Origin of the sequence: Roseibium sp. MMSF_3247 (genome assembly GCF_030733765.1) — a bacterium.
Lineage (GTDB): Bacteria > Pseudomonadota > Alphaproteobacteria > Rhizobiales > Stappiaceae > Roseibium.
Window position 1 is genome coordinate 115,374 of record NZ_JASHII010000002.1, and the last position, 20,852, is coordinate 136,225.

The 20,852-nt window shown below is 56.4% G+C and carries 21 protein-coding genes; 13 read left to right on the plus strand and 8 right to left on the minus strand.

Features of this window, described 5'->3' with window-relative positions:
- Window positions 1-9: 9 nt before the first annotated feature.
- Both RBB44_RS05965 and ettA read left to right on the plus strand, forming a co-directional pair.
- Entirely contained in the window at window positions 10-843 is an 834-nt protein-coding gene (locus tag RBB44_RS05965; protein ID WP_306146478.1) for a hypothetical protein, read from the plus strand.
- 484 nt (window positions 844-1,327) lie between these two features.
- Entirely contained in the window at window positions 1,328-2,977 is a 1,650-nt protein-coding gene (ettA, locus tag RBB44_RS05970; protein ID WP_306146479.1) for an energy-dependent translational throttle protein EttA, read from the plus strand.
- A gap of 88 nt (window positions 2,978-3,065) precedes the next feature.
- On the opposite strand, the gene RBB44_RS05975 is transcribed toward ettA, so the two are convergent.
- A complete protein-coding gene (locus RBB44_RS05975; protein WP_306146480.1) occupies window positions 3,066-3,632 on the minus strand; it encodes a hypothetical protein in 567 nt (188 codons plus the stop codon).
- A 130-nt stretch (window positions 3,633-3,762) separates the two neighbouring features.
- Here RBB44_RS05975 and RBB44_RS05980 point away from each other — a divergent pair, with 130 nt between their 5' ends.
- From RBB44_RS05980 to RBB44_RS05995, 4 genes are all read left to right on the plus strand, one after another.
- Entirely contained in the window at window positions 3,763-4,413 is a 651-nt protein-coding gene (locus RBB44_RS05980) for a DUF6338 family protein (protein ID WP_306146481.1), read from the plus strand.
- 3 nt (window positions 4,414-4,416) lie between these two features.
- Complete coding sequence (locus tag RBB44_RS05985) at window positions 4,417-4,632, plus strand: hypothetical protein (protein ID WP_306146482.1); 216 nt, start codon at window positions 4,417-4,419, stop codon at window positions 4,630-4,632.
- A 224-nt stretch (window positions 4,633-4,856) separates the two neighbouring features.
- A complete protein-coding gene (locus RBB44_RS05990) occupies window positions 4,857-5,660 on the plus strand; it encodes a hypothetical protein (protein ID WP_306146483.1) in 804 nt (267 codons plus the stop codon).
- Window positions 5,661-5,812: 152 nt separating this feature from the next.
- Window positions 5,813-7,009 (plus strand): hypothetical protein, encoded by a 1,197-nt coding sequence (locus RBB44_RS05995; protein ID WP_306146484.1) that lies wholly within the window; start codon window positions 5,813-5,815, stop codon window positions 7,007-7,009.
- Window positions 7,010-7,038: 29 nt separating this feature from the next.
- Here the strand turns inward: RBB44_RS05995 and RBB44_RS06000 are convergent, their stop codons facing one another.
- The 3 genes from RBB44_RS06000 to RBB44_RS06010 all read right to left on the minus strand — a co-directional run bounded on the left by RBB44_RS06000 (window position 7,039) and on the right by RBB44_RS06010 (window position 9,799).
- Window positions 7,039-7,749 (minus strand): type IV pili methyl-accepting chemotaxis transducer N-terminal domain-containing protein, encoded by a 711-nt coding sequence (locus RBB44_RS06000; protein WP_306146485.1) that lies wholly within the window; start codon window positions 7,747-7,749, stop codon window positions 7,039-7,041.
- A 230-nt stretch (window positions 7,750-7,979) separates the two neighbouring features.
- Window positions 7,980-8,774 (minus strand): ABC transporter substrate-binding protein, encoded by a 795-nt coding sequence (locus tag RBB44_RS06005; RefSeq protein ID WP_306146487.1) that lies wholly within the window; start codon window positions 8,772-8,774, stop codon window positions 7,980-7,982.
- A 224-nt stretch (window positions 8,775-8,998) separates the two neighbouring features.
- Window positions 8,999-9,799 carry an ABC transporter substrate-binding protein gene (locus tag RBB44_RS06010; RefSeq protein WP_306146488.1) on the minus strand — a complete coding sequence of 267 codons (801 nt, stop codon included), beginning with the start codon at window positions 9,797-9,799 and terminating at the stop codon, window positions 8,999-9,001.
- A gap of 205 nt (window positions 9,800-10,004) precedes the next feature.
- On the opposite strand from RBB44_RS06010, the gene RBB44_RS06015 reads away from it, so the two are divergent.
- Window positions 10,005-10,622: an MOSC domain-containing protein gene (locus RBB44_RS06015; protein WP_306146489.1), complete on the plus strand. Its 618-nt coding sequence runs from the start codon at window positions 10,005-10,007 to the stop codon at window positions 10,620-10,622.
- A gap of 77 nt (window positions 10,623-10,699) precedes the next feature.
- On the plus strand, window positions 10,700-11,074 hold the full coding sequence (locus tag RBB44_RS06020; protein ID WP_306147299.1) for a RidA family protein: 375 nt from the start codon (window positions 10,700-10,702) through the stop codon (window positions 11,072-11,074).
- Between the two features lie 6 nt (window positions 11,075-11,080).
- On the opposite strand, the gene RBB44_RS06025 is transcribed toward RBB44_RS06020, so the two are convergent.
- Together RBB44_RS06025 and RBB44_RS06030 are read right to left on the minus strand one after the other, a co-directional pair.
- Entirely contained in the window at window positions 11,081-11,770 is a 690-nt protein-coding gene (locus RBB44_RS06025) for an ABC transporter substrate-binding protein (protein WP_306146490.1), read from the minus strand.
- 227 nt (window positions 11,771-11,997) lie between these two features.
- A complete protein-coding gene (locus RBB44_RS06030; protein WP_306146492.1) occupies window positions 11,998-13,248 on the minus strand; it encodes a dienelactone hydrolase family protein in 1,251 nt (416 codons plus the stop codon).
- A gap of 304 nt (window positions 13,249-13,552) precedes the next feature.
- Between RBB44_RS06030 and RBB44_RS06035 the strand changes: the two genes are divergently transcribed.
- Window positions 13,553-13,795, plus strand: coding sequence for a hypothetical protein (locus RBB44_RS06035; RefSeq protein WP_306146493.1), 243 nt, complete (start codon window positions 13,553-13,555; stop codon window positions 13,793-13,795).
- 3 nt (window positions 13,796-13,798) lie between these two features.
- Here RBB44_RS06035 and RBB44_RS06040 read toward each other — a convergent pair whose 3' ends face one another.
- Window positions 13,799-14,116: a DUF2293 domain-containing protein gene (locus RBB44_RS06040; protein WP_133951052.1), complete on the minus strand. Its 318-nt coding sequence runs from the start codon at window positions 14,114-14,116 to the stop codon at window positions 13,799-13,801.
- A gap of 107 nt (window positions 14,117-14,223) precedes the next feature.
- Between RBB44_RS06040 and RBB44_RS06045 the strand changes: the two genes are divergently transcribed.
- On the plus strand, window positions 14,224-14,850 hold the full coding sequence (locus RBB44_RS06045) for a helix-turn-helix transcriptional regulator (RefSeq protein ID WP_371932229.1): 627 nt from the start codon (window positions 14,224-14,226) through the stop codon (window positions 14,848-14,850).
- 13 nt (window positions 14,851-14,863) lie between these two features.
- Here the strand turns inward: RBB44_RS06045 and RBB44_RS06050 are convergent, their stop codons facing one another.
- Window positions 14,864-16,873, minus strand: coding sequence for a bifunctional diguanylate cyclase/phosphodiesterase (locus tag RBB44_RS06050; protein WP_306146494.1), 2,010 nt, complete (start codon window positions 16,871-16,873; stop codon window positions 14,864-14,866).
- A gap of 385 nt (window positions 16,874-17,258) precedes the next feature.
- Here RBB44_RS06050 and cyoA point away from each other — a divergent pair, with 385 nt between their 5' ends.
- The 3 genes from cyoA to cyoC are packed head-to-tail and all read left to right on the plus strand — an operon-like array spanning window position 17,259 to window position 20,850.
- A complete protein-coding gene (gene cyoA, locus RBB44_RS06055) occupies window positions 17,259-18,197 on the plus strand; it encodes a ubiquinol oxidase subunit II (protein WP_306146495.1) in 939 nt (312 codons plus the stop codon).
- On the plus strand, window positions 18,197-20,239 hold the full coding sequence (gene cyoB, locus RBB44_RS06060) for a cytochrome o ubiquinol oxidase subunit I (RefSeq protein ID WP_306146496.1): 2,043 nt from the start codon (window positions 18,197-18,199) through the stop codon (window positions 20,237-20,239). The genes cyoA and cyoB overlap by 1 nt, the downstream gene beginning before the upstream one ends.
- Window positions 20,236-20,850, plus strand: a complete 615-nt coding sequence (gene cyoC, locus RBB44_RS06065) for a cytochrome o ubiquinol oxidase subunit III (protein WP_306146497.1) — start codon at window positions 20,236-20,238, stop codon at window positions 20,848-20,850. Before cyoB ends, cyoC begins: the two co-directional genes overlap by 4 nt.
- The last annotated feature ends 2 nt before the right edge of the window (window positions 20,851-20,852 follow it).

A 20,852-nucleotide genomic window follows, 5' to 3' on the forward strand; every position in this document is an offset into this window, starting at 1 on the left:
GATAGTTCGATGTACTCTCGCGTTTATGCTTCTGATTTTCGCAGGAATCGGAAACGCCCATTCCCACAGTTGTCCGTCCACGCATTACAAGTGTGGAAACAGCTGTTGCTCTCATTAGGAGGGGTTTCTGTGCGGGCAAAATGGTTTTTGGGACTTGTATTCCTTGTGGTTGGGGGCATTTTCTATCACACGGCAACAAACGTTTCCCGTGGTGACATCGTTGCCTACAATCAGTTGACGCGGCCTATTCATCTCGATGCGATACAGCCTGGCGATATTCTCTCCATATCGCATGACAATGATGCGCCTGAAGTACTGTGCAATCTTGAAGACGCAGACCGTTTGGTGGACCCGGCGGCGGAAGCCCGGGTTTATTTCAACAGTCTGGGCAATATTCTGCCGCCCTTCGATCAGCTCATTGCGAGTGTGGCGGGGCAGGTCGAGACGCTCTCTGATCTGTACAGGGGCGGCGAGAGTGGGGACGAGGTTTACGGAATCGCATTTAAGGGCAGCGTCCGGAAACTTAGACCGCCAACGGATGCCGGGCTTCCGTCAACATGCGACTGCAAGATGGCTGAGAAGATCCGTCTCGGGCAAAAGGTATGTATGGTCAATAAGGTGCTGACGGAGGACGGCGGAACTTGGCAGGCAGTGGGGTTGGCGAAATACGCCAATATAGTCCCACGTCAGCAATTCGAGGCCTGCAATGTTTCCATGGGCACAGTGCCGCTCGATTACTTCTCCAATCCTCCAAAGTGCCACGATTTCGAACTTTATGACTGGGACGTCAAAACCCGCGCCTGGCTTAAGTTGATCGAAGTCGAAAGAATAGCGCAGAACTGACGCTGTTTAGCGAGTTCTTCAGCCAACCGCACTTGAGGCGGGACGTAATCGCATGGCGATCGGCTGCAGCCACTCTGCGTCTTGTGCGAACTCTCTCAGGGCGAATGTAATCCAGACATGGGCTCCGCTTCGTCCGGGAAGGCACAAAAAAGTGGATCATTTGTCACCTCCCCTCCGTGCTGGCAACATCTAGGACTTGAGGAGCCTGCATCGGATCCGATCCGTGGCATACTGTTCTGCTTCCACCCGATCAGCCGTGCTTTGGGGCAAGGTCACGGCATGGATTGCCGTCCGACCGAGAATGGCGCAGGCGTTTCAAACATGGCAATGATGGGGTGCCGAAGTTGCAAGTGGAAAACTGCGCGACGACGGGCATCACATTGCCAGCATCTCCCCCATTGCCCCAGTGCGCCCTTTGGCGTAAAAGAGCGCCAGATTTTAGAAAAGAATCCCGACATTCCAACCTGCGGAGACGACGAGCCCCATGGCGCGCCAGTTCATCTATCACATGCATGGCCTGTCCAAGGCCTACAACGACAAGAAAGTTCTCGACAACATCCACCTGTCGTTCTACCCGGACGCCAAGATCGGTATCTTAGGCCCGAACGGGGCCGGTAAGTCGACGCTTTTGAAGATCATGGCCGGGCTCGACACAGAGTATTCCGGTGAGGCCTGGGCCGCGGAAGGCGCCAAGGTCGGTTACCTGCCGCAGGAGCCGAAGCTCGACGAGACCAAGACGGTCCTGGAAAACGTCATGGAAGGCGTTGCCCACAAGCAGGCCAAGCTCGACCGCTACAACGAGCTGATGATGAACTATTCTGATGAGACCGCCGACGAGGGTGCAGCTCTTCAGGACGAGATCGACGCGCAGGACCTGTGGAACCTGGAAAGCCAGGTGGAAATGGCGATGGAAGCGCTGCGCTGCCCGCCGTCTGACGCTTCCGTTGAAAATCTCTCCGGTGGTGAGCGCCGCCGGGTGGCGCTCTGCAAGCTGCTCTTGTCCGAGCCGGATCTTCTGCTGCTCGACGAGCCAACCAACCACTTGGACGCGGAAACCGTTCACTGGCTGGAGCGGCACTTGCGCGAGTTCAAAGGTTCCGTCCTGATCATCACCCACGACCGCTACTTCCTCGACAACGTCACCGGCTGGATCCTGGAGCTCGACCGCGGTCAGGGCATCCCGTACGAGGGCAACTACTCCGTTTATCTGGAGAAGAAGGCCAAGCGCATGCAGCAGGAGGGGCGTGAAAACATGGCCCGCTCCAAGGCGATCGACCGCGAGCGCGAGTGGATGGGCATGTCCCCGAAAGGCCGCCAGACCAAATCCAAGGCCCGTATCAAGGCCTATGAAGATCTGGTCGCGATGCAGGAAGAGCGTCTGCCGACCATCGAGCAGATCCTCATTCCGGTCGGCGAGCGTCTTGGCGCCAACGTCATCGAGCTGGACGGCGTCTCCAAGGGCTTTGAAGACCGCCTTCTGATCGACGATCTGTCCTTCAAGCTGCCGCGCGGCGGCATTGTTGGCGTCATCGGTCCGAACGGTGCGGGTAAGTCGACCCTTTTCAAGATGCTGACCGGTCAGGAAACCCCGGACAACGGCAAGATCACCGTCGGTGAGAGCGTGCATCTCGGCTATGTCGATCAGTCCCGTGATAAGCTGGACCCGAACAAGACGGTTTGGGAAGAGATTTCCGACGGCAACGAGATCATTTATCTCGACGGCAAGGAGATCAACTCTCGTGCCTACTGCTCGTCCTTCAACTTCAAGGGCCCGGCTCAGCAGGCGAAGGTCGGCGATCTCTCCGGTGGTCAGCGCAACCGCGTGCACCTTGCCAAGGTCTTGAAGCAGGGCGCCAACGTTCTCCTGCTCGATGAGCCGACCAACGATCTCGACACCGAGACGCTGGCAGCTCTTGAAGACGCGCTGGAAAACTACGCCGGCTGCGCCGTCGTGATCTCGCACGATCGTATGTTCCTCGACCGTCTGGCAACGCACATGCTCGCCTTTGAAGGCGACAGCCATGTTGAGTGGTTCGAAGGTAACTTCGAAGACTACGAGAAGGACAAGGTCCGCCGCCTCGGTGCCCACGCCGCCGACCCGCGCCGCATCAAGTACAAGCCCCTGACGCGGTAAGAAGACGCAGTAATTTTAAAGCTTGTAGAGCTTGTTGAAGAAGGCGGGGCTGTGCTCCGCCTTTTTTGTTGCTGGATCAAGGGCTTTATTACTCCCATTTACATTCCGGTGGCCCCATGTCTGCGCGCCATTTTTTTACCGGCACTGACCTGAAACTGGTGCGGAACGGCTTGCCGTCCTTAAAGCCCTTGCCGGTCAGAAGATTGACGTCGCACTCTCCGGTCAAGACATCGCCATTCGCGTCAACAGCCAGCGTGTCATAGAAGGAGTAGGTGTAGCCGCCGACCACAAACAGGCCGTCGCGGTGAACAATGGTGAGCGTCTGCTGCCACCGTTGGCGGCCTATGGCAATGTTTTCGGATTGGAGCCGGAGCGCTCCATTGTCCGCCGTGGATAAGGATGCGTCAGTGCCCCCTATACCGGTCACTGCGATCCCGGGGGCATACGCTTCAAGAGTGAGATCCCAGCCATCCCGGCTGAAGAGATACAGATCTGCATCGTCTTCTCCCGTCACCAGCACAGCCTTGTAGTAGTTGCTGTCTTGATACCCGCTGACCGCGGACAGGACGCTCGCAACGCTCACTTTTGGCTCGTCTGCAGAAGCCCCGAAGGTGAGGAGAAACGTCGAAAGGATGATCGCTGATAGCTTGGCCATGGTGTCTCTCCGATTGAGGCTGAAAAAGTCTAATCCGCAAAACTCAAAAGCGAAGCGTCGATTTACAGTGTCCAAAAATCCTTAAAATTGTTAATATCATTTCAAATCTCCCCTGGGTTGCGGGGTTGGCATGATTGACAGTTTCGAGGCGTTTTCCGTTCTGCTCCTGATCCTTCCGGGCATTCTGGGGTTTTTCGTCTACAATCAGGTGTCGGATTTCAAGGTGAAGGACACATTGCCGTCGGTGTCCTGGGTGATCTTCTTTTTGCTGGCAACGCAGATCACATCCATCGGGTTGTTCGGCCAGAGCTTCTTTCCCGATCTGGCTTCCGAAACCAAGCCCGGCGCACAGCAGAAGATTACGGCCTATCTTGGCGACATCTCCGCAACGCCCCTGATCGTTGCAGCTGCTTACGGCATCCTGTTCGGGTTCTTGAAAAACTACTCCGTCAGTCACCGCATTCTCAAAACCTTGAAATTTTCAAAGCGGATCAGCAGCCGGCAGCCTTGGAACGAGGTGTTTCACGAAAGGCGGGGTGTTTGGGTTGTGGTGCGCTTCAAGGACGGCACGGCGCTCTCCGGCTGGCCGCATTATTACGCCGATGATCAGGGCGGGGAGACACAGCAGCTCTATTTGAAGCAAGCCGTCTGGTTTGTGCCGGTGGGCGAAAGCAAGACCTTCGTCCCCTCAGCCGGCACGCAAGTTCAGCAAGTTCCGGCTGGTGAAGTTCTGTTGCCGGACATGTCGAATGTCGTCGCGATCGAGTTGGAGGAGGACTAAGCCATGGTGGATCGCAAGAAGCCGAAGGATGATCAAAAGAGGGTCGTGAACGAGCCATTTCCGGGTGGTGTTTTACCTGGGCTCGGTGGCGGGCATGGGCCGTCGCATGACGATGTGGCGCCCTTGAGTGTGAGTCAGGGAGATGCACCGAAGGGACCCAGAAAAGTGCCCGGCGGCGGGACGCCCTATACGCCGCCATCCGATACATCGACCGAATAAGGCGTGAGAATTCTCTCTGCTGAGGACCGGCCAAGACGTAAGTAAGGAGCACGCTCTCCTGTGTCTCCTGCTGTGGGGAGCCTTTGGCCGACCTTACGAAATCTTCATCGCAGCGCCGTCTTTTCGGTGCAATTGGCGCAAAGAGTGTTCTCCATCACATGTACGCCAAAAGGCATTTGCCATTCTGCTGGCACGAACCAAAGGTGTTTCGATAGGAGGGTTACATGAAATTTGCTTTGCCCGTATCTGCCATGCTGGCGGGAAGTCTCTTTTGCGGTTTTGCGTTTGCCCAATCCCAGACCGCAGCGCCGGTTCAAGGCGATCCGGCGCCGCCGCCAGCTTATGATTATGTCCAGCAGGCCGGCGCCATGACCTTTGACGGGTCAACGCTAACCCTGAACGATGCCAACACAGGTGTCTTGTTCTTTTCCGAACGCCCCTATCGTCTTGGCGGTCAGGTCAGCAACGCTGATTTTTCCGAATACTGGAACGCGGGCAACACGTTTGCTGACGTGCCACCGAATGCGGTGGTTAGCGTTTTGAGTGAGACCAGCACGGCACCGGCGCTTGTTGAACTGACTTCGGCGAAGACCGAAGGCTCGAGCGTTGTCTATGACGTAAAGGTCCTGCGCGGTGATTTGCCGGAAAGTGCGACCGGTGTGGCGCTCTTTATCGACCACGGACCTCGGCCGCATCACCATGGCGCAACCGCAGTGGCCCCTGGCGCTGCGCCGGGCAGCGTTGGTTTTGAGCCCTATGGCCCTTATTGCTATCACGCACCGCAAGATCCGCGCTGCCGGGCCTGGCATCATCCGGTTCATCCCTACCATCCGTATTATCCGCCGTACGGCCCCTACTATCATCCGGGCGCAGCTTATGCAGCGGGTGTTGCAACAGGGGCAGCGATCGCGAATGCCAACAAGCAGCCGACCTACTACTATTACCCGATCCCGACAGGCGCGTTGCCGCCGAACTGCTGGATCAACTCGCAGCACACGCAAATGGTGTGCACGGTTCCGATCCAGTAGTTGAAACAAAACAGTTGGAGCAGATCGCCCCACGACCGATTCCGTGGGGCGATCATCTTATGCGCTGCACAAATATATTGTGCGCTGCCGTTGCGTGAGGGCGCCCTTCCTGCTAGCGTTCAATTCCTGATTGAGAGTGTCAGGAGGATACAATGCGGAAGTCCGTCTGCCGGTCCAAATACTCTTCACTGTCTTTGCCGATCGTTCTCGCCCTCGGGTCAGCGGCGTTTGTAACGCCATTCATGAGTTCGGTGGCAATTGCAGACCCACTTCCCAAACTGACCCTGGCTGTGCAGGAGACGACAGTTTCAGGGCTGTCCAGCGGCGCATTCATGAGTGTGCAGCTGCAAACGGCCTTTTCCAGCAACATCTCCGGTGCAGGCGTTGTCGCGGGCGGACCTTATGGCTGCGCTGTTGTCCAGTCTTGGTGGAATGCGTTTGTCTATTATCGCGCGTTGAAGGCGGTTGGCGTTTGCATGGACAATGCTCCGTCAGCACCCGACCCGGCCGAAGCTCTACAGGTGATGCGCGACAATTCCGGGAAAATTGATCCGATTGCCGGAATTGCCGATGACCGCATTTATCTGTTTCACGGCGACGCTGACGAGACGGTACATGGCCCAACGATGGATGCCTTGAGACAGGTCTACGCGGATCTCAATGTGCCGACAGAAAGCATTCGCTACGTCGATGATATCAATGCAGGGCATGGCTTTCTGACAGCTGCCGATGCCGAAAACACCTGTCCGGCCGACCCTGATGCTGCAAAGGCGGACCTGACCTGCGGTGTGGTGGCCTGTTCCACGACCGCGCCCGACTATCTAAACAGTTGCGACGCGCCCCAGGGAGCAACAGAGAAGATCGAGCAGGCGCGGGATATTCTCAACTGGCTATACGGCCCGCTCGCCCCGGCAACCGCGCCCGTCGATGCCAATTTCAAGACATTTGATCAAACGCTTTATACAAACGGCGCGACCGGAATGGGGGACATCGGATTTGCCTATATTCCAACGGCCTGTTCTGAGGGCGAAAGCTGCCGGCTGCATATTGCGCTGCATGGCTGTGAGCAGACCAGCGGCCAGATCGGTGAGAAATACGCCCGGCTCACCCAGTTCAACCGCTGGGCCGAGAGCAACCGCATTGTTGTGCTTTATCCGCAGGCGCAGGTCATTCCGGGCAATTTTTTCAACGGCTACGGTCTTGCGGGTGGCAACCCAAAGGGATGCTGGGATTGGTGGGGCTACAGCAGTTCTGATTTCTTGACTAAGGACGCTCCGCAAATGGCTGCAATCGCAAAGATGGCGGAGGCACTTGGGGCGCCGATTGCCGAAACCTCACCGCTCAATTGACGAAGCGTCGGTTTGGTCCGCGATTGCTGTCAGGCGATGTTGAGAAACCGGATGATGTCTTCCGAGCTTTGTGTGATGTCGTCCGAGATCTTTTTGATTTCGTCGGTCAATGCCCGGAACTCTGTGCCATGAGACCCGGCCCTCGTGGCTGAAATCTTTGCGTTCAGCGCGATCATGCGGGATATCTTTGAGGCGCGTTGGATGTCCTCAACCGCGGTGCGCACCCGGTCAATCTCAAGTGTGCGTTGTTCATCGCGGGTGGCTGTGGCTGCCTGGAAATCCGCTTCGAGCGCCCCGACGATCTTTTGCAAAACCGCGAGGGTGTCGGTCAGGACAAAAGTGGAAAAGTCTTCAAGCTCCGTCTGCCGCCGTGTTTTGCCAGCTTCAAGTGTGGCTATGGTGTGCCGGGTCTCACTGACAAACCGGTTGATGACCGCGCGCCCTTCAATTCCGTCACGGCCATTCAGTATCGCGGCAACCTCCGCGCAGTCCCAATGGGGCAAACCGAGGTCTTTGTCACCCTCGCACAGGATCTTGAAACCGGTTTCAAAGTCATCGGCGGCGGCCTTCAGCATATCCAGGTGATGATCAGAGGTGGTGAGCCTGTCCGATGGGCCATCCGTTTGCCGTGCGTTCAAAACGACAGACAGGAAACCAACCCGCTGTGACAACATCCGTTGGCGTCCAGCAATGTTGATCAGTCTTGCGAAGGTGTTCTCGTTGAAATCCGCCTGTGCCATGAAGAATGCTCAGCTTTGTATACGTTGACAAAGCGTACCGTCCTGACTTGTGCAGCGCGAAGAGGAAATCTTGTGCAGGTTGCATAAATGTTGACTATCAGCCAAGGGTATCAATCCAATGGCGTTGTCAAAACCACTTATATTCAGGATCCTAAGGGCTAGGTTTCTGCGCCAGTCCGATTTTGTGAAAAAGCTGGCAGTCGAACAAGATCGGGAAAAGTACGGCGGTGCTATATCGTGCCGTCGGTCCAGTTCATGATGATCTTCCGGATCGTGCCATCGGCGGTCATTTGTTTCAGGACATTGTCCATGTCGGCAATGAAGGTATCGCCGTCCTCCGCGCTCCAATGCTGGCTGTAGCCGATATGGGCGGTTTCCGTGTGGACTTCCCGGATCGGTTTGATCTTGTCGAAGTTGTTGGACTGGATGGAGATTTCGACTGCCTCTTGTTGTTGCACATAACAATCGGCGCGGCCTATTTGCAAAAGACGCAAATTGGCATCGGTCGTCTGTTCTTCAATAAGCTGGATTTTGCCATTCAATACCATCTTAAAAAACTCCGCGCCCGGAGTTGAGAAACCGGCATTGTTGCTAAACAGCAGCCCCGCATAATCCTTCGGGTATTCCCAGTGGTCCTGGGCTACGCCTTCCCGGCAATAAACATAAATCGTTTCTGTCGCCATGGGCGTTGAAAAATGGCGGATCCACGGCCTGCGGATTGGCTTGTTGTAGGTGCCGACCAGCCCGTTCACTTTGCCGCTTTGCACGAGGAACTTGGCCCGTGTCCAAGGCGCAGACGTCAGCTCGATCGTGTAACCCGGCAGTCGTTTGTCCGCCTCTTTGATAATTTCTGCGTAGATCCCGGCGGGTCCGGCCTCTTCGGCCGTCATGAAGGGGGCATAGTCCGCGTCTTGAACGAGCGTGACCAGCCGCACGTCTTCATCAGCATCAGCATACACTGTGCCTGCGCACATCGTCGCGACAGCGATACAAATGGTCAGAAGGCTTTGTCGTACGGTTTTCATTGGTGATGAATGACCTGTGGTGCGTACGCAGGTGTCATTCTGGAGGTTCTCACTGGCTTTTTGTTGTTTTGACGTTGCAAAATTGCCGAGCCTGTCCCGTATGTCGATCAGTGTGATTACGTAGCGATAGTTTTTATTTCAAGAAATTACGAAACATCGAAAGTGTCAATTATCCATAAACGCGAGCGTCTAGATGTGATGACATTGCGGTGATGCCGGTGGTTTCAACTTCCAATGAATTTCGCGATGATCTGGTCAATCGTGCCGTCAGCTTTCATAGCCGTCAGCGTTTCATCCATGGCCTTGATAAAGGCATCTGCGTTCGGCCCGGTCCACTTGTCGGAATACCCGATATAGGCAGCTTCCAAAGATGCCGTGCCGACAATCCGCACATTTTTGATGTTCTTTTCCCGGATCAGGACTTCTGTGGCGATGCGCTCCACGACATAGCAATCAATCCGGCCGAGGGCGAGTTTGTCCAGGTTCTGCTCGGTCGTTTGCGCTTCTTCCAGTTTGATCACGCCCTGCGCGACGAGCTCAAAGAACCGGTCTCCGGGCGCCTTGTAGCCGGCGACATTGCCGAACAAGAGGCCTTTATAATCGTCCGGATAGATCCACCCGGGCTGCGCGATCCCGGATCGGCAAAAGATGCTGACTTCTTCGAAGAAGATGGGCACGGACCAATGACGGATCCACGGCCTGTCGGTTGGCTTGTAGTAGCTGCCAACAAGACCTTGCGCAGATCCGTTTTCGACAAGAACCGTCGCGCGCGTCCACGGAACTGCCTGAACCGAAAGGTTGCTCGCGTCCATCCGGCGTTGCGCTTCGAAAAGGATCTCGGCATAGAGCCCCGCCGGCATACCGTTTTCGACGGTCATATAAGGCGCGTAAGCATTGTCCTGCAAAAAAAGCACCTGATCGGCGGCGACCGCTGGCGGTAAAGCGGCCAACAAGAGGCCCAACCCACCGATGAGAGCGCGGAAGAGATTTCTGCCGGATCGGCGGCACTGCAAGACGAGCAACAACAGCGGTTCCTTTCAGTTCGTCCCAGAAAACCACGGCGGTCTTATTTGTTCGTTACTTTCGCAAGTAGATCAAAAAATTGTCCCTGCGCAAGGCTGACCACCGGCTTCCATCAATCATTTGCATGAACTCATCACAGGCTTTTGCTGGCGGTCAACGTTCCATTCCAGTACGTAGCTGGCAACACATGATCGAAGGACTGACACCATGGCCGACCGAGATACCTGCCTTGCCGATACACTGGACGTTACCCGCAAGTTCAAGATTGCCGGGCACGTGGAAGGCGTTTTCGGTACCCCGGTGACGGAAGACTTTCAGACCGAACCGGTCGAGCGTCTAGGCCTGACATTCGAAGGGGTGCCGGGGGATCGTCATGCCGGGTTTACCCGCAAGTCCGGGGGGCGCGAGCCATGGTACCCGCGCGGAACCGAAATGTGCAACGAACGGCAGATCTCCATCCTGTCTTTGGAAGAACTGGCAATCATCGCTGAGCGCATGGAAATTCCCGAACTCAAGTCCGAATGGATTGGCGGCAACATCACGCTCTCCGGCATTCCCAATCTCTCGCTGATCCCGCCGCGCACACGTCTTGAATTTGAAGGCGGTGTGGTGATCCGGATCGATGGTGACAACGCCCCGTGCCGCTTTGCCGGATCGGCAATCGATCGCCAGTTCCCTGAGCGCAGCGGTCTTGATCTTCTGTTCCCGCAAAAGGCCCGAAGGCTGCGTGGCTTGGTCGGTTTTGTAGAAAAGCCGGGGACAATTGCTGCGGGCGAGACGGTAACCGCGCACATTCCGGAGCAGTGGATTTATCCAAAGGCTTGAGTCTCGGTTGGCAATCCGCTTGTCTTCTCATTCCAGCCAATAATCAGGGAAGATAAGCCGTGCTGCCAATTCATCACATGATCGATCAAGGACCGCGTCCGGTGGCGCCGTTCTCGCACGCCGTCGAAGCCGACGGCTGGGTCTTTGTGACCGGTCAGATGCCAACCGATCCAGATGCCCCGGATGCGCCTTTGCCGGCTGGCATTGAAGCGCAGACCGCGCGCGTGATGGACAATTTGAAGATCGTGTTAGAGGGGCTCGGACTGAGATTGGAAAATGTGACCTTCGCCCGGGTCTATCTGACCGAATTCGAACGCGATTATGCGCAGATGAACGAAACGTACCGCTCCTACTTCGAGGCGGGCAAGCTGCCGGGACGGACCTGCATCGGTGTGACCGCGCTTGCTGTCGGCGCGTTGGTGGAGATCGACCTCGTCGTGCGTCGTCCGTGAGTCTTGTCAGGAGTTGATGTCGCCGGAGGCCGCTTCAGCATCGCGGCAGTCCGGCACCGCCGCATCGAACTTGGCCAGGAAACCCGGGTTGAGTTGAAGAAAGTCGTTCGAAAAATAGACTGAAAGCGGTTTGTCTTGCTGCACCTCTGAGCGGATTTCGCTCAAAACTCCGCGGGTGCCCAAAATGCTCTCCATAACCAGGTTGTTGGCGAGCACAGCGTCCACACGGCCGGCCAGCAACATTTCCAGAAGGGCATTCGTGTCTCTGGGCGGAAAATCCGTTGTGCGATACCCGTTCCGGCGGAGCCACGTTTGCATGTTCGCGCCGAGAAAGCTCGACGTCAGCATGGACAAGCGATTGGCAGGATCTTTCGGACTGAGGATTTGATCCTTGCGGAGATACCACGTCCAGGTTTGCCGTGCGATGATCGCGCTGGCCGTTGCATAGGCATCGCGCCGAGCATTTTGGGACGCTGCGAAAAAGCCGTCCGCATACCCGTTTTGAACCTCTAGCTGCGCGCGTTTCCAAGGCAGCACATGGATTTCAAACGCACGATCAATTGCATCGAGAGCGCAGGAAACGACACGAACCGCGATCCCATCAAAGGTTCCATCGGGCTGAACTGATCCGTAAGGCGGAAGGTCGTGAGTCGTTAAAATGACCGGTCCGGTTTCGGCTGCTAATGGCCGCGGCATGACACAGAAAGCCACCGCGCTGGTCAGTGAAAGCACAAAGGCCGAAAGGCAAGCCCAGTAGATTTTGGCCCAAGTCCGGTAAGATCGGAACACAAAGTTCCCCAACGTTCGAGTCTTCAAAAACCAAAGGATTTTTATCCTGATTGAACGTCAGAGTAAAAGGGGCTCTTGCATGTCAGGTTAACAAGCGGCGGCCTGTTCCGCACGCCGCCTGTCAAAATCCGTTGTTATTCACCTTTTGAGCGGGTTTCGAACATCAGGCCCTTTGCGGACCTGTCCGGGAAGCCCTGCCAATAGGTGTGCTCCGGTTTGTCCGTGCCATCGTCATTGCGGGCAAAAACGCCATCTTCTGCCGTCTCAATCAGGTCCAGATAGGCGGCCTTGTCCGTGTCGTTCTTCAGGTGGAGATCCATGAAGGCCGTCGCGAAGTGCTGCAGGATGTTGTTCATCCGCACCGTGTCCCACACAGCATCTGCATAGTGTTCAAACGGCGCCCAGCCGAGTTCGTCGCTGAAGGGATAGGATTCCATCGGCGCGGGCATGGGAGCAGCCGCATTATGATTGGCGCTGACGAAGGTCAGAAGATGCCGGTCGGTTCCACTGCTTTCCTCCCAGATCTTGCGGATGCCGGTTTCATACTGGGAAACATCGTCAACGCTGCCGGCCACGTAAAGCGCAGGGACGCGCACACCGGAAAGGCCCTCAGCGTCCCAAAAATCCCGGTTTCTCCCCCATGGACCGATGGCGACAATCGCCTTGAGACGCGGATCGATCAGCGCTTCGTGCTCCGCGCTGCCAGCCTTGTGCATGCCCAAAAGCCCGTCCGGCGCGCCCCACTCATAACCAATGGATTTATCGGTTACACCGCCGCCGGCAGAGATGATCGCGCCATAGCCGCCCATGGAGTAACCGATGAGACCGGTGCGGTTGGTATCGATCAGACCTGCCAGTGGCGAGTTTTCGTCCTTGGAAAGCCGGTCCATCTCATTCAGCACGAACATCTGATCCAGCGGACGGTTCACCAGTGTGGATCCGAAGGCTGCCTTGTCATGATAAAGGCTGTCGGTGTGGTCGATGGAGACCGCGACATACCCCTTGGTGGCTAGGTTTTCCGCCAGATGGCTCATCAGGAACCGGTTGCCCGGATAGCCGTGTGAAATCAGTACAAGCGGGTAGGGGGCAGAGGCCTTGGCAGGTGTAGCATCCGGTTTGGAGATCCCGTGAATGTCGGCCTCGCGCTGTCCGTCCCGCAAGATGACCCGCATTGGTTCGGGGGCATCATGCGCTTCAGCCGGATAAAAGACCTCCACCGTCAACGGGCGGTCATACCGTTCCGGCGTTTCATCTGCTGCAATCCGGACGATGTCATATTGGTCCGGATTGGTGAGCTGCAGCGTCATCCGCCCGACCTCGTACGCGCCATGAGCTGCAAGCTCCGGCGCATCAGGGCGGACGAGGTCGATTCTGTTTTCAGACATGGCTTCAGCCGAAACAAGACTTGTGAAAGTGGCGGCAACCAAAAGGGATTTTGGGGACAATCGGGGCACGGCGTTGGGTCTCCGGAGCATCGTAATAACTTACAATCTGCAACTTAAAGCCCAACCTATGAATGGCAAGGGTCATCAGCGTGCTGATAGTTCGCAGGCGACGAAAAATTAAGGCAAGGAGAGGCATCGAAGCTGCCAGAATGCCGCAGCCAACGGGCGTTTTGTCACAGTGCGGGATCAGCCTGCCGAGCTTACGTGAAACCACGTACATAAAGCCAAGGAAGGGTCTGATCGCGTGTCTGCAAAAACTACCGAACAAGAACTGCTCATCATCCGCCTGCTGCTGATCATTCCGGTGCTGAACTGGTTTGTGAAGGACGCGATGTATGGTGCGGACGATGCCAAATACTGGTTTATCGGAAACCTGGCGATGGTTTGGGCCGTCTGTATCTTTCTGTTCGGCTATCCAGCGATCATTCTCCCTGCACTGGCGATGGTGCCAATGGCGTTCCTCTGGATCCTCGACGTTTGCCGGTAAGAGCTACGCCTCGTCGTCCGCTTCCGCAGAGACCCGCTTCTGACTTCCCCAAGTCTCAAGCATGTCGTTCATGGCATCCAGTACGAAAAACCGGGCGGAGTCCCGGTCATATCCGTCATCGAGCAGGGCATCATAGTCCGTGTGCTCATGCCGAATGCGGCTGGTGGCCGCTTGCCACACGGCAATGGACGGCGGCAAGTGGCGCAGATGACCGGCAAGGGCGCCCTCAAGAATCGCTTCCGCATCCGCCATCGGCACACGTGGCAGTAATAAGCGCAGTGCCTTGCGCATGTCTTTCTGTCGTTTTGTCCCGGCCACCATGCATGTCCGGTAGCACGTTTGGCCAAATACGAAAACGTGCGGTCCGGTTTGAAAGTTAGATAAGAGATCCTTTTCTTTATCTGAGTGCTGACTATATTCATGCCATCATGTCAGACCGCACCCGCATAAGACTGCTGAATGCATTGAAAGCTGCCGGACCCCAAACGGCAGCGGAGCTTGCCGAGGAACTCAACGTCACATCCGTTGCGGTCCGCCAGCATCTGGATGGTTTGCTGGAGGCGGAGCTTGTTGAATTTGAGGACCTGAAAGGCTCAGTCGGCCGCCCGAAACGGGTTTGGTCCTTGAGCGCAAAAGGCCACGGCCAGTTCCCCGACAATCACGCGGCGCTTGTTTCGGGGCTTCTGTCCGGGGTGACCGACATCTATGGCCCGGATGGCCTTGAAAAGCTGATTGCCCACCGCGAAGACCAAAGCCGCAGGCTTTATTCCGAGGTTCTCGGCCAGGAACAGGAGCTTCGGGGAAAAGTTGCGGCACTTGCCGATTTGCGGAGCAAGGAAGGCTACATGGCCGAGGTGCAGCGGGATGGCGATGCGTTTCTGTTGATCGAAAACCATTGCTCAATCTGTGCAGCGGCCACAGCCTGCCAGGAATTCTGCCGCTCAGAGCTCAATCTGTTTCAATCGATCCTTGGAGACGGCGTTCAGGTTGAGCGCAGGGAGCATCTGCTGTCCGGCGATCGCCGCTGCGTCTACCGGATTGCGGCTGTGTCCTGATATATTGTCAAGGCTAATTTGCGCTGGAACGCAGCAGGTCGTTGTGTTCGGCGCTGATGATTGGAAGGCCGGCGATCATGCCAGTCTCATCAATGCTTTGCTTGATGTCGGCAAAGGGCTTCGGCGGGCAGAAATGATAGCCTTGAGCGAACCGGCACTGCAGTTGTTGAAGCGCTTCGGCCTGTCCCGTATCCTCAACACCTTCGGCAACGCAGGTGATCTGCATGGACCGGCAGAGGTTCAGGATGGATGCTACAACACCGCCTGTCATTGGATCATCAAGACACGCAACGAAACTCCGGTCGATCTTGACGCAATCGATCGGCAAGCGGTGCAGATACCCAAGGCTTGAATATCCGGTGCCGAAGTCGTCCAACGCCAACCGGCACCCGGCATCCCGCAAACGCGTCAAGCACGCTTCCGCCGCCTCGTAACTTCCAATAACCGAGGTTTCCGTGATTTCGAATGTGATCCGTGTCGGGTCAAACTTGCGCTCCGAGATAATGTCCAGAAGCTTGGAAACCGTTTCATGGGACGTGATGTCATGCGCTGACAGGTTGAAGGACATCCGCAGCGTATCAGGCAGCGCTTCGATCTGCCTGATCGCCATGCAAAAGAGCTGGATGGTCAGCCTTTGGATCTGACCGGTTCGTTCGGCCACCTGAATGAAGACGTCCGGCGGGATGCGGCCAAGTTCCGGGCTGTTCCAGCGTGCTAGGGCCTCAAAGCCGATGATGGTCTGTTTGGAAAGCGCGACGAAAGGCTGGAAGTGGACCTCAAACTCGGCTGCAATATCGGCGCATTGCAGGGCACTTTCGATGGCCCGTTCCGACCGGATACGGGCTTCGTGATCAGCAGAATAGACGGTGACCGAACCGCGGGCCGTTGTTTTGGAGTTGTAAAGTGCGTAGTCGGAGCGGTCGAACAGCATATGGGTCGTTGTGCCGGCATCCGGATAAAACGCGATGCCGCAGGAGGCACCGATTGCAACGGAAATCTCGCCAATCTTGAATGGCTGTTGCAGGCTCTCACACAGCGCCTTTGCAACATCAGCGGCTGTTTCCGGCGGTCCAAGATATAGAAGACCGAATTCATCCCCGCCCAGCCGGCTGATCTCCAGATCCTGTACCCCAAGCGCTTCCATGCGGTCGCCGACAGCCATGAGCAGCTGGTCGCCGACCTGGTGTCCATAAGTGTCGTTGACCGGCTTGAATTGATCCAGGTCGATCACGCAGACGGCAAAGACGGCATCGGTTCCGGCAACGCTCTCGATCTGGCGGTCGAGCCGGTTGAAGAAATACCGGCGGTTTGGCAAGTTGGTCAGGAAGTCAGTCTGGGAGAGCCGCTCGTTCTCCGCGTTGAGACGTTCCGTTTCCTGATGTTTGGCTGCCAGTTCGGAGCGGGACTTGATCAGGTTCGAGAAGGCCTCGTAGCCGTTGAGCAGCACCTTCAGAATAACCAGGCACACCAGGAAGATGTTCATGGCAATCGCCGAATAAACATCCTGGCCTTTGCTCAGGTAATAGACCAGATAAGGCGCCGTCACGATGAGCATCACCATGATGGCTGCTTGCGGCAAATGCATCAGACAGAAAATGCAGCCGATCACAGTGATCGCGATGAAAAGGGCTACGTGACCCTGCTCGATCGCAGTGCCATAGCTTTCAAGGCTCAAGGACCAGGTGATGTAGACAACGGCGACCAAACTGCCGAGAAGGACAGTTTGACGCAACTTGCGCACCGCCTGTTGCGGCCCGAGCTCAAGACCACGGGACCGGACCCAGGAAACCAGCCGGATCGTCGTGAAGATCAGCATCGGCGCAAGGACACCGATGGTCATATAACCAGGTGCAACGTCGCGGTGCGTGTACGCAACGGCGATGGCGTTGACCATGAGCAAAAGATAGAGAAGCGGGATTTGGGAGTTCAGTTCCCGGCATTGGGCCTGCGCAAGTTCGGTGTCCCTGGGATCAATGATCATCCAACGGGCAAAGTCTTGAAGTTTTTTCGTTATCGCCCGCAATGCATCGAAATCCTTGTGCCTGAAAAACAGCTCAAATCGGTCTCTTAGTAAAAACACAGAGGACCACCGTTATTCAGAAATGATTGATATAACGTAACGGTATTGATTCGATTATGCTTGATGAAATTAGAAGTTCAACGTCAAAGGTTCGTTTGGGAAGAAAAACTGTAAAAAGTACTTATAAGAACACAGATTTGAGTTTGTCGGGTTCTTAAGATTTTGTTGACCTTGTCGGCATGATGTTGCCCCAACATCGAAAAGGAAACTTCGCTCGCGTCAACGCCTTGCGCTGAAAAAATCTGCGGCATAGTCTTTTTAAATTAAATCGCTTTGCCTCAAGTCGTTGGTGCGGCATTCATTCATCAACCCGCCCAAGGACCCGGCAATGCCTGCGGGGGATGTTGGTGTGATTGGATCTGGAACGCCTCTGCATTGGGCCCGGCAGTTGGGAGCCGCGGCCGCCATTGCTTTCCTTGTTTCCGGTTGTGCGCTCTCCGAAGCGCCGATCCTTTACCCGCAAGGACCGATCGCTCTGGCACAGCGAGATCTTTTGTTCACGGCCTTTTGGTTGATGATGATCGTTGCCATCCCGGCCATTCTCCTCACGCTCTTGTTTGTCTACCGGTACCGGTCGCGGCATCACAGCACCGCGGCCTATACGCCGGAGTGGGAGGGATCTTGGAAAATCGAGGCCGTTGTCTGGCTTGTTCCGGCCACGATTATCATTGTTCTGGGCACACTGGTCTGGCGCGACACGCACAAGCTTGATCCTTACAAGGAGCTTGCTTCGGACAAGCCGCCCTTTGAAGTTCAGGCAATCGCTCTCGATTGGAAATGGCTCTTTGTCTATCCGGAGTTGGGTGTTGCCAGTGTCAATGAGCTGGCCTTTCCGGCCGATCGGCCCCTGTCCATCAAAATCACCTCCGACACCGTGATGAACTCGCTGATGATCCCAGCGCTGGGAGGGCAGATCTATGCAATGGCGGGCATGCGGACGGAAATGAACCTGCTTGCCGATGGTCCGGGCACGTTCAAGGGCCGCAACACGATGTATTCCGGCGACGGTTTCTCAGACCAGCACTTTCTGGCGCATGCCCTGACAGAGGCGGACTTCACGGCCTGGAAAGACAAGGCAACCGGTTCGCCGGATGCCCTGGATGCAAAGACCTATTTGGAAGTCGCCAAACAGAGCGTTGCCAATCCGGTTGCCTATTATTCAAGTGTTGAGCCGAACCTATTTGGCCTGATCCTGCGCAAATACGCGCCGATTGTCGGTCCGCTGGAAAGCGAAGCTGCGGAACTGATTTGCCGGGGGGCTGCCTGATGCTGGGACGTTTGACGATTGACGCGCTGCCCTTTTACAGCTGGGTGGCCATGGGCGGGGCGGCCGTGACCGTTGGCGGCGGGATCGCAGCCTTTCTGCTGATCACTTACCTGCGCGCCTGGAAGGTTCTGTGGACCGACTGGCTGACAAGTGTCGATCACAAGAAGATCGGCATCATGTACGTCGTGCTTGCACTCATCATGCTTGTGCGCGGCTTTGTCGATGCGCTGATGATGCGCGCCCAGCAGGCGATCTCGCTCAACAACGAAGGCTATCTGCCGCCCGAGCATTTTGAGCAGATCTTCTCCTCGCACGGCACCATCATGATCTTCTTCGTGGCGATGCCGTTTCTGACCGGTCTGATCAACCTGATCGTTCCGCAGCAGATAGGTGCCCGGGATGTGTCGTTTCCTTTTTTGAATTCCGTCAGTCTCTGGCTCACGGCGGCAGGAGCCGCGCTAGTCCTGATCTCTCTTGTGGTGGGTAAGTTTTCCCAGGCTGGCTGGACGGGGTATCCGCCGTATTCCGGCATCGAATACAGTCCCGGTGTTGGCGTCGACTATTGGATCTGGGCGCTGACCTTAAGCGGCGTCGGCACCACCATGTCCGGGATCAACTTCATCGTCACAATCGTCAAGAACCGCTGTCCGGGCATGACCTATATGCGCATGCCCATGTTCACCTGGACAGCACTTTGCATCTCGATCCTGATTGTCTTTGCTTTCCCGGCCCTGACCGTGGTTGCCCTGCAGCTCTGGCTGGACCGGACACTGGGCTTCCATTTCTTCACCAACGGCGATGGCGGCAACATGATGATGTTCGCCAACCTGCTTTGGATCTGGGGTCACCCGGAAGTCTACATCCTGATCCTGCCGGCCTTTGGAATTTTCTCCGAAGTGGTGGCGACTTTCTCCAGAAAGCGGCTCTTCGGTTACACATCGCTGGTCTATGCGACCGCCTGCATTGCCTTGCTCTCCTTCACGGTCTGGCTGCACCACTTCTTCACGATGGGGGCGTCGGCCAATGTGAATGCCATCTTCGGTATAGCCACGATGATCATTGCCGTGCCCACAGGCGTGAAGATCTTCGACTGGATGTTTACGATGTACCGGGGGCGGATCGAGTTCCATCCGGCCATGGTGTTCACCATCGGTTTCATGGTGACCTTCGTCATCGGCGGTGTGACAGGCGTGTTGCTGGCTCTGCCGCCCGCCGATTACCTGATGCACAATTCCACGTTCCTGGTGGCGCATTTTCATAACATGCTCATTCCTGGCGCGCTTTTTGGGTATTTCGCAGGGCTGAACTACTGGTTTCCAAAGGCCTTCGGCTTCAAGCTGGACGCCAAGTGGGGCATCCGGTCCTTCTGGTTCTGGTTTATCGGGTTTTATCTCGCCTTCATGCCGCTTTATGCCCTTGGGTTCATGGGCATGTCCCGGCGGATGGAGCATTACGCGGATCCAACCTGGCAACCCTTCCTCGTGGTTGCCGCGCTGGGCGCCATCTTCGTGCTTTGCGGTATCATCTGTATCGGCATTCAGCTTTATGTTTCCGTGCGCCAATGGGGATCGTCCCGCGACATCACCGGGGACCCGTGGAACGGCCGGACCTTGGAATGGGCAACATCGTCCCCGGCCGCGCCTTACAATTTCGCGGTCGTTCCAATAGTCACCGACATCGATGCATTCCATGAAATGAAGATGCGCGGCACCGCCTATCAGAGGCCGGAGCGTTACGAGCCTATTGTCATGCCGAAAAGCACCGGCCTCGGCGTTGTCTTGGGCGGGCTCTCCTTCATTATGGGATTTGCTGCAGTCTGGTACATCTGGTGGCTGGCGGTGCTGATGCTGGTCTTGTGTCTCATATGCATCGGGATCCGGGCCTGCGACGACACCAGCGAGTATGTGATGTCAGCGGCCGAGGTTGAGGCAATTGAGACCGCCTGGCTCTCCGGGATCACTCCGGCTGACATGCATGACATGCGCGACTTTGAACCGCGCGGGGCTGCGTCCGGAATGGCGCTTTCGGGGAGAGCGTTATGAGTGAGATGCTGACCATCAGGAACGACGCTGACCTCTTGGAGGAGGAAGAGCATCATTCGCTTCGCGGACGGGAGTTCGGCTTCTGGCTGTTCCTGATGGGCGATGCCGTCATCTTCGCGCTGTTGTTTGCGACCTATGTGGTGTTGTCCGGCAACTCGGCGGCTGGCCCGACCTCGCAACAGGTCTTCGACCTCAGCCACACGGCCATCGAGACCGCGTTGCTTTTGGTCTCCAGCCTGACCTTCGGCATTGCCAGTCTGGCCGTGGACAAGGGTCATCGGCGCGCCGTTTTTCTCTGGCTTCTGATGACACTTGGACTTGGTCTGGGCTTCCTCGCCATGGAGTTTCTGGAATTCCGCGGCATGATCCTGGAAGGGGCAGGGCCGGATGTCAGCGGGTTCCTCTCCGCATTCTTCACGCTCGTCGGGATGCACGGCGCGCATGTTGCCATGGGGTCAGTCGGCATCCTTGTGATGATCGGACAGGTTATGACCAAGGGACTGACATTGCCGGTCCGCTCCCGGCTTAACCGGTTGGGGCTGTTCTGGCATTTTCTTGATATCGTCTGGATCGGGATCTTCTCGGTCGTCTATTTGCCCGGTGTGATGTAGGA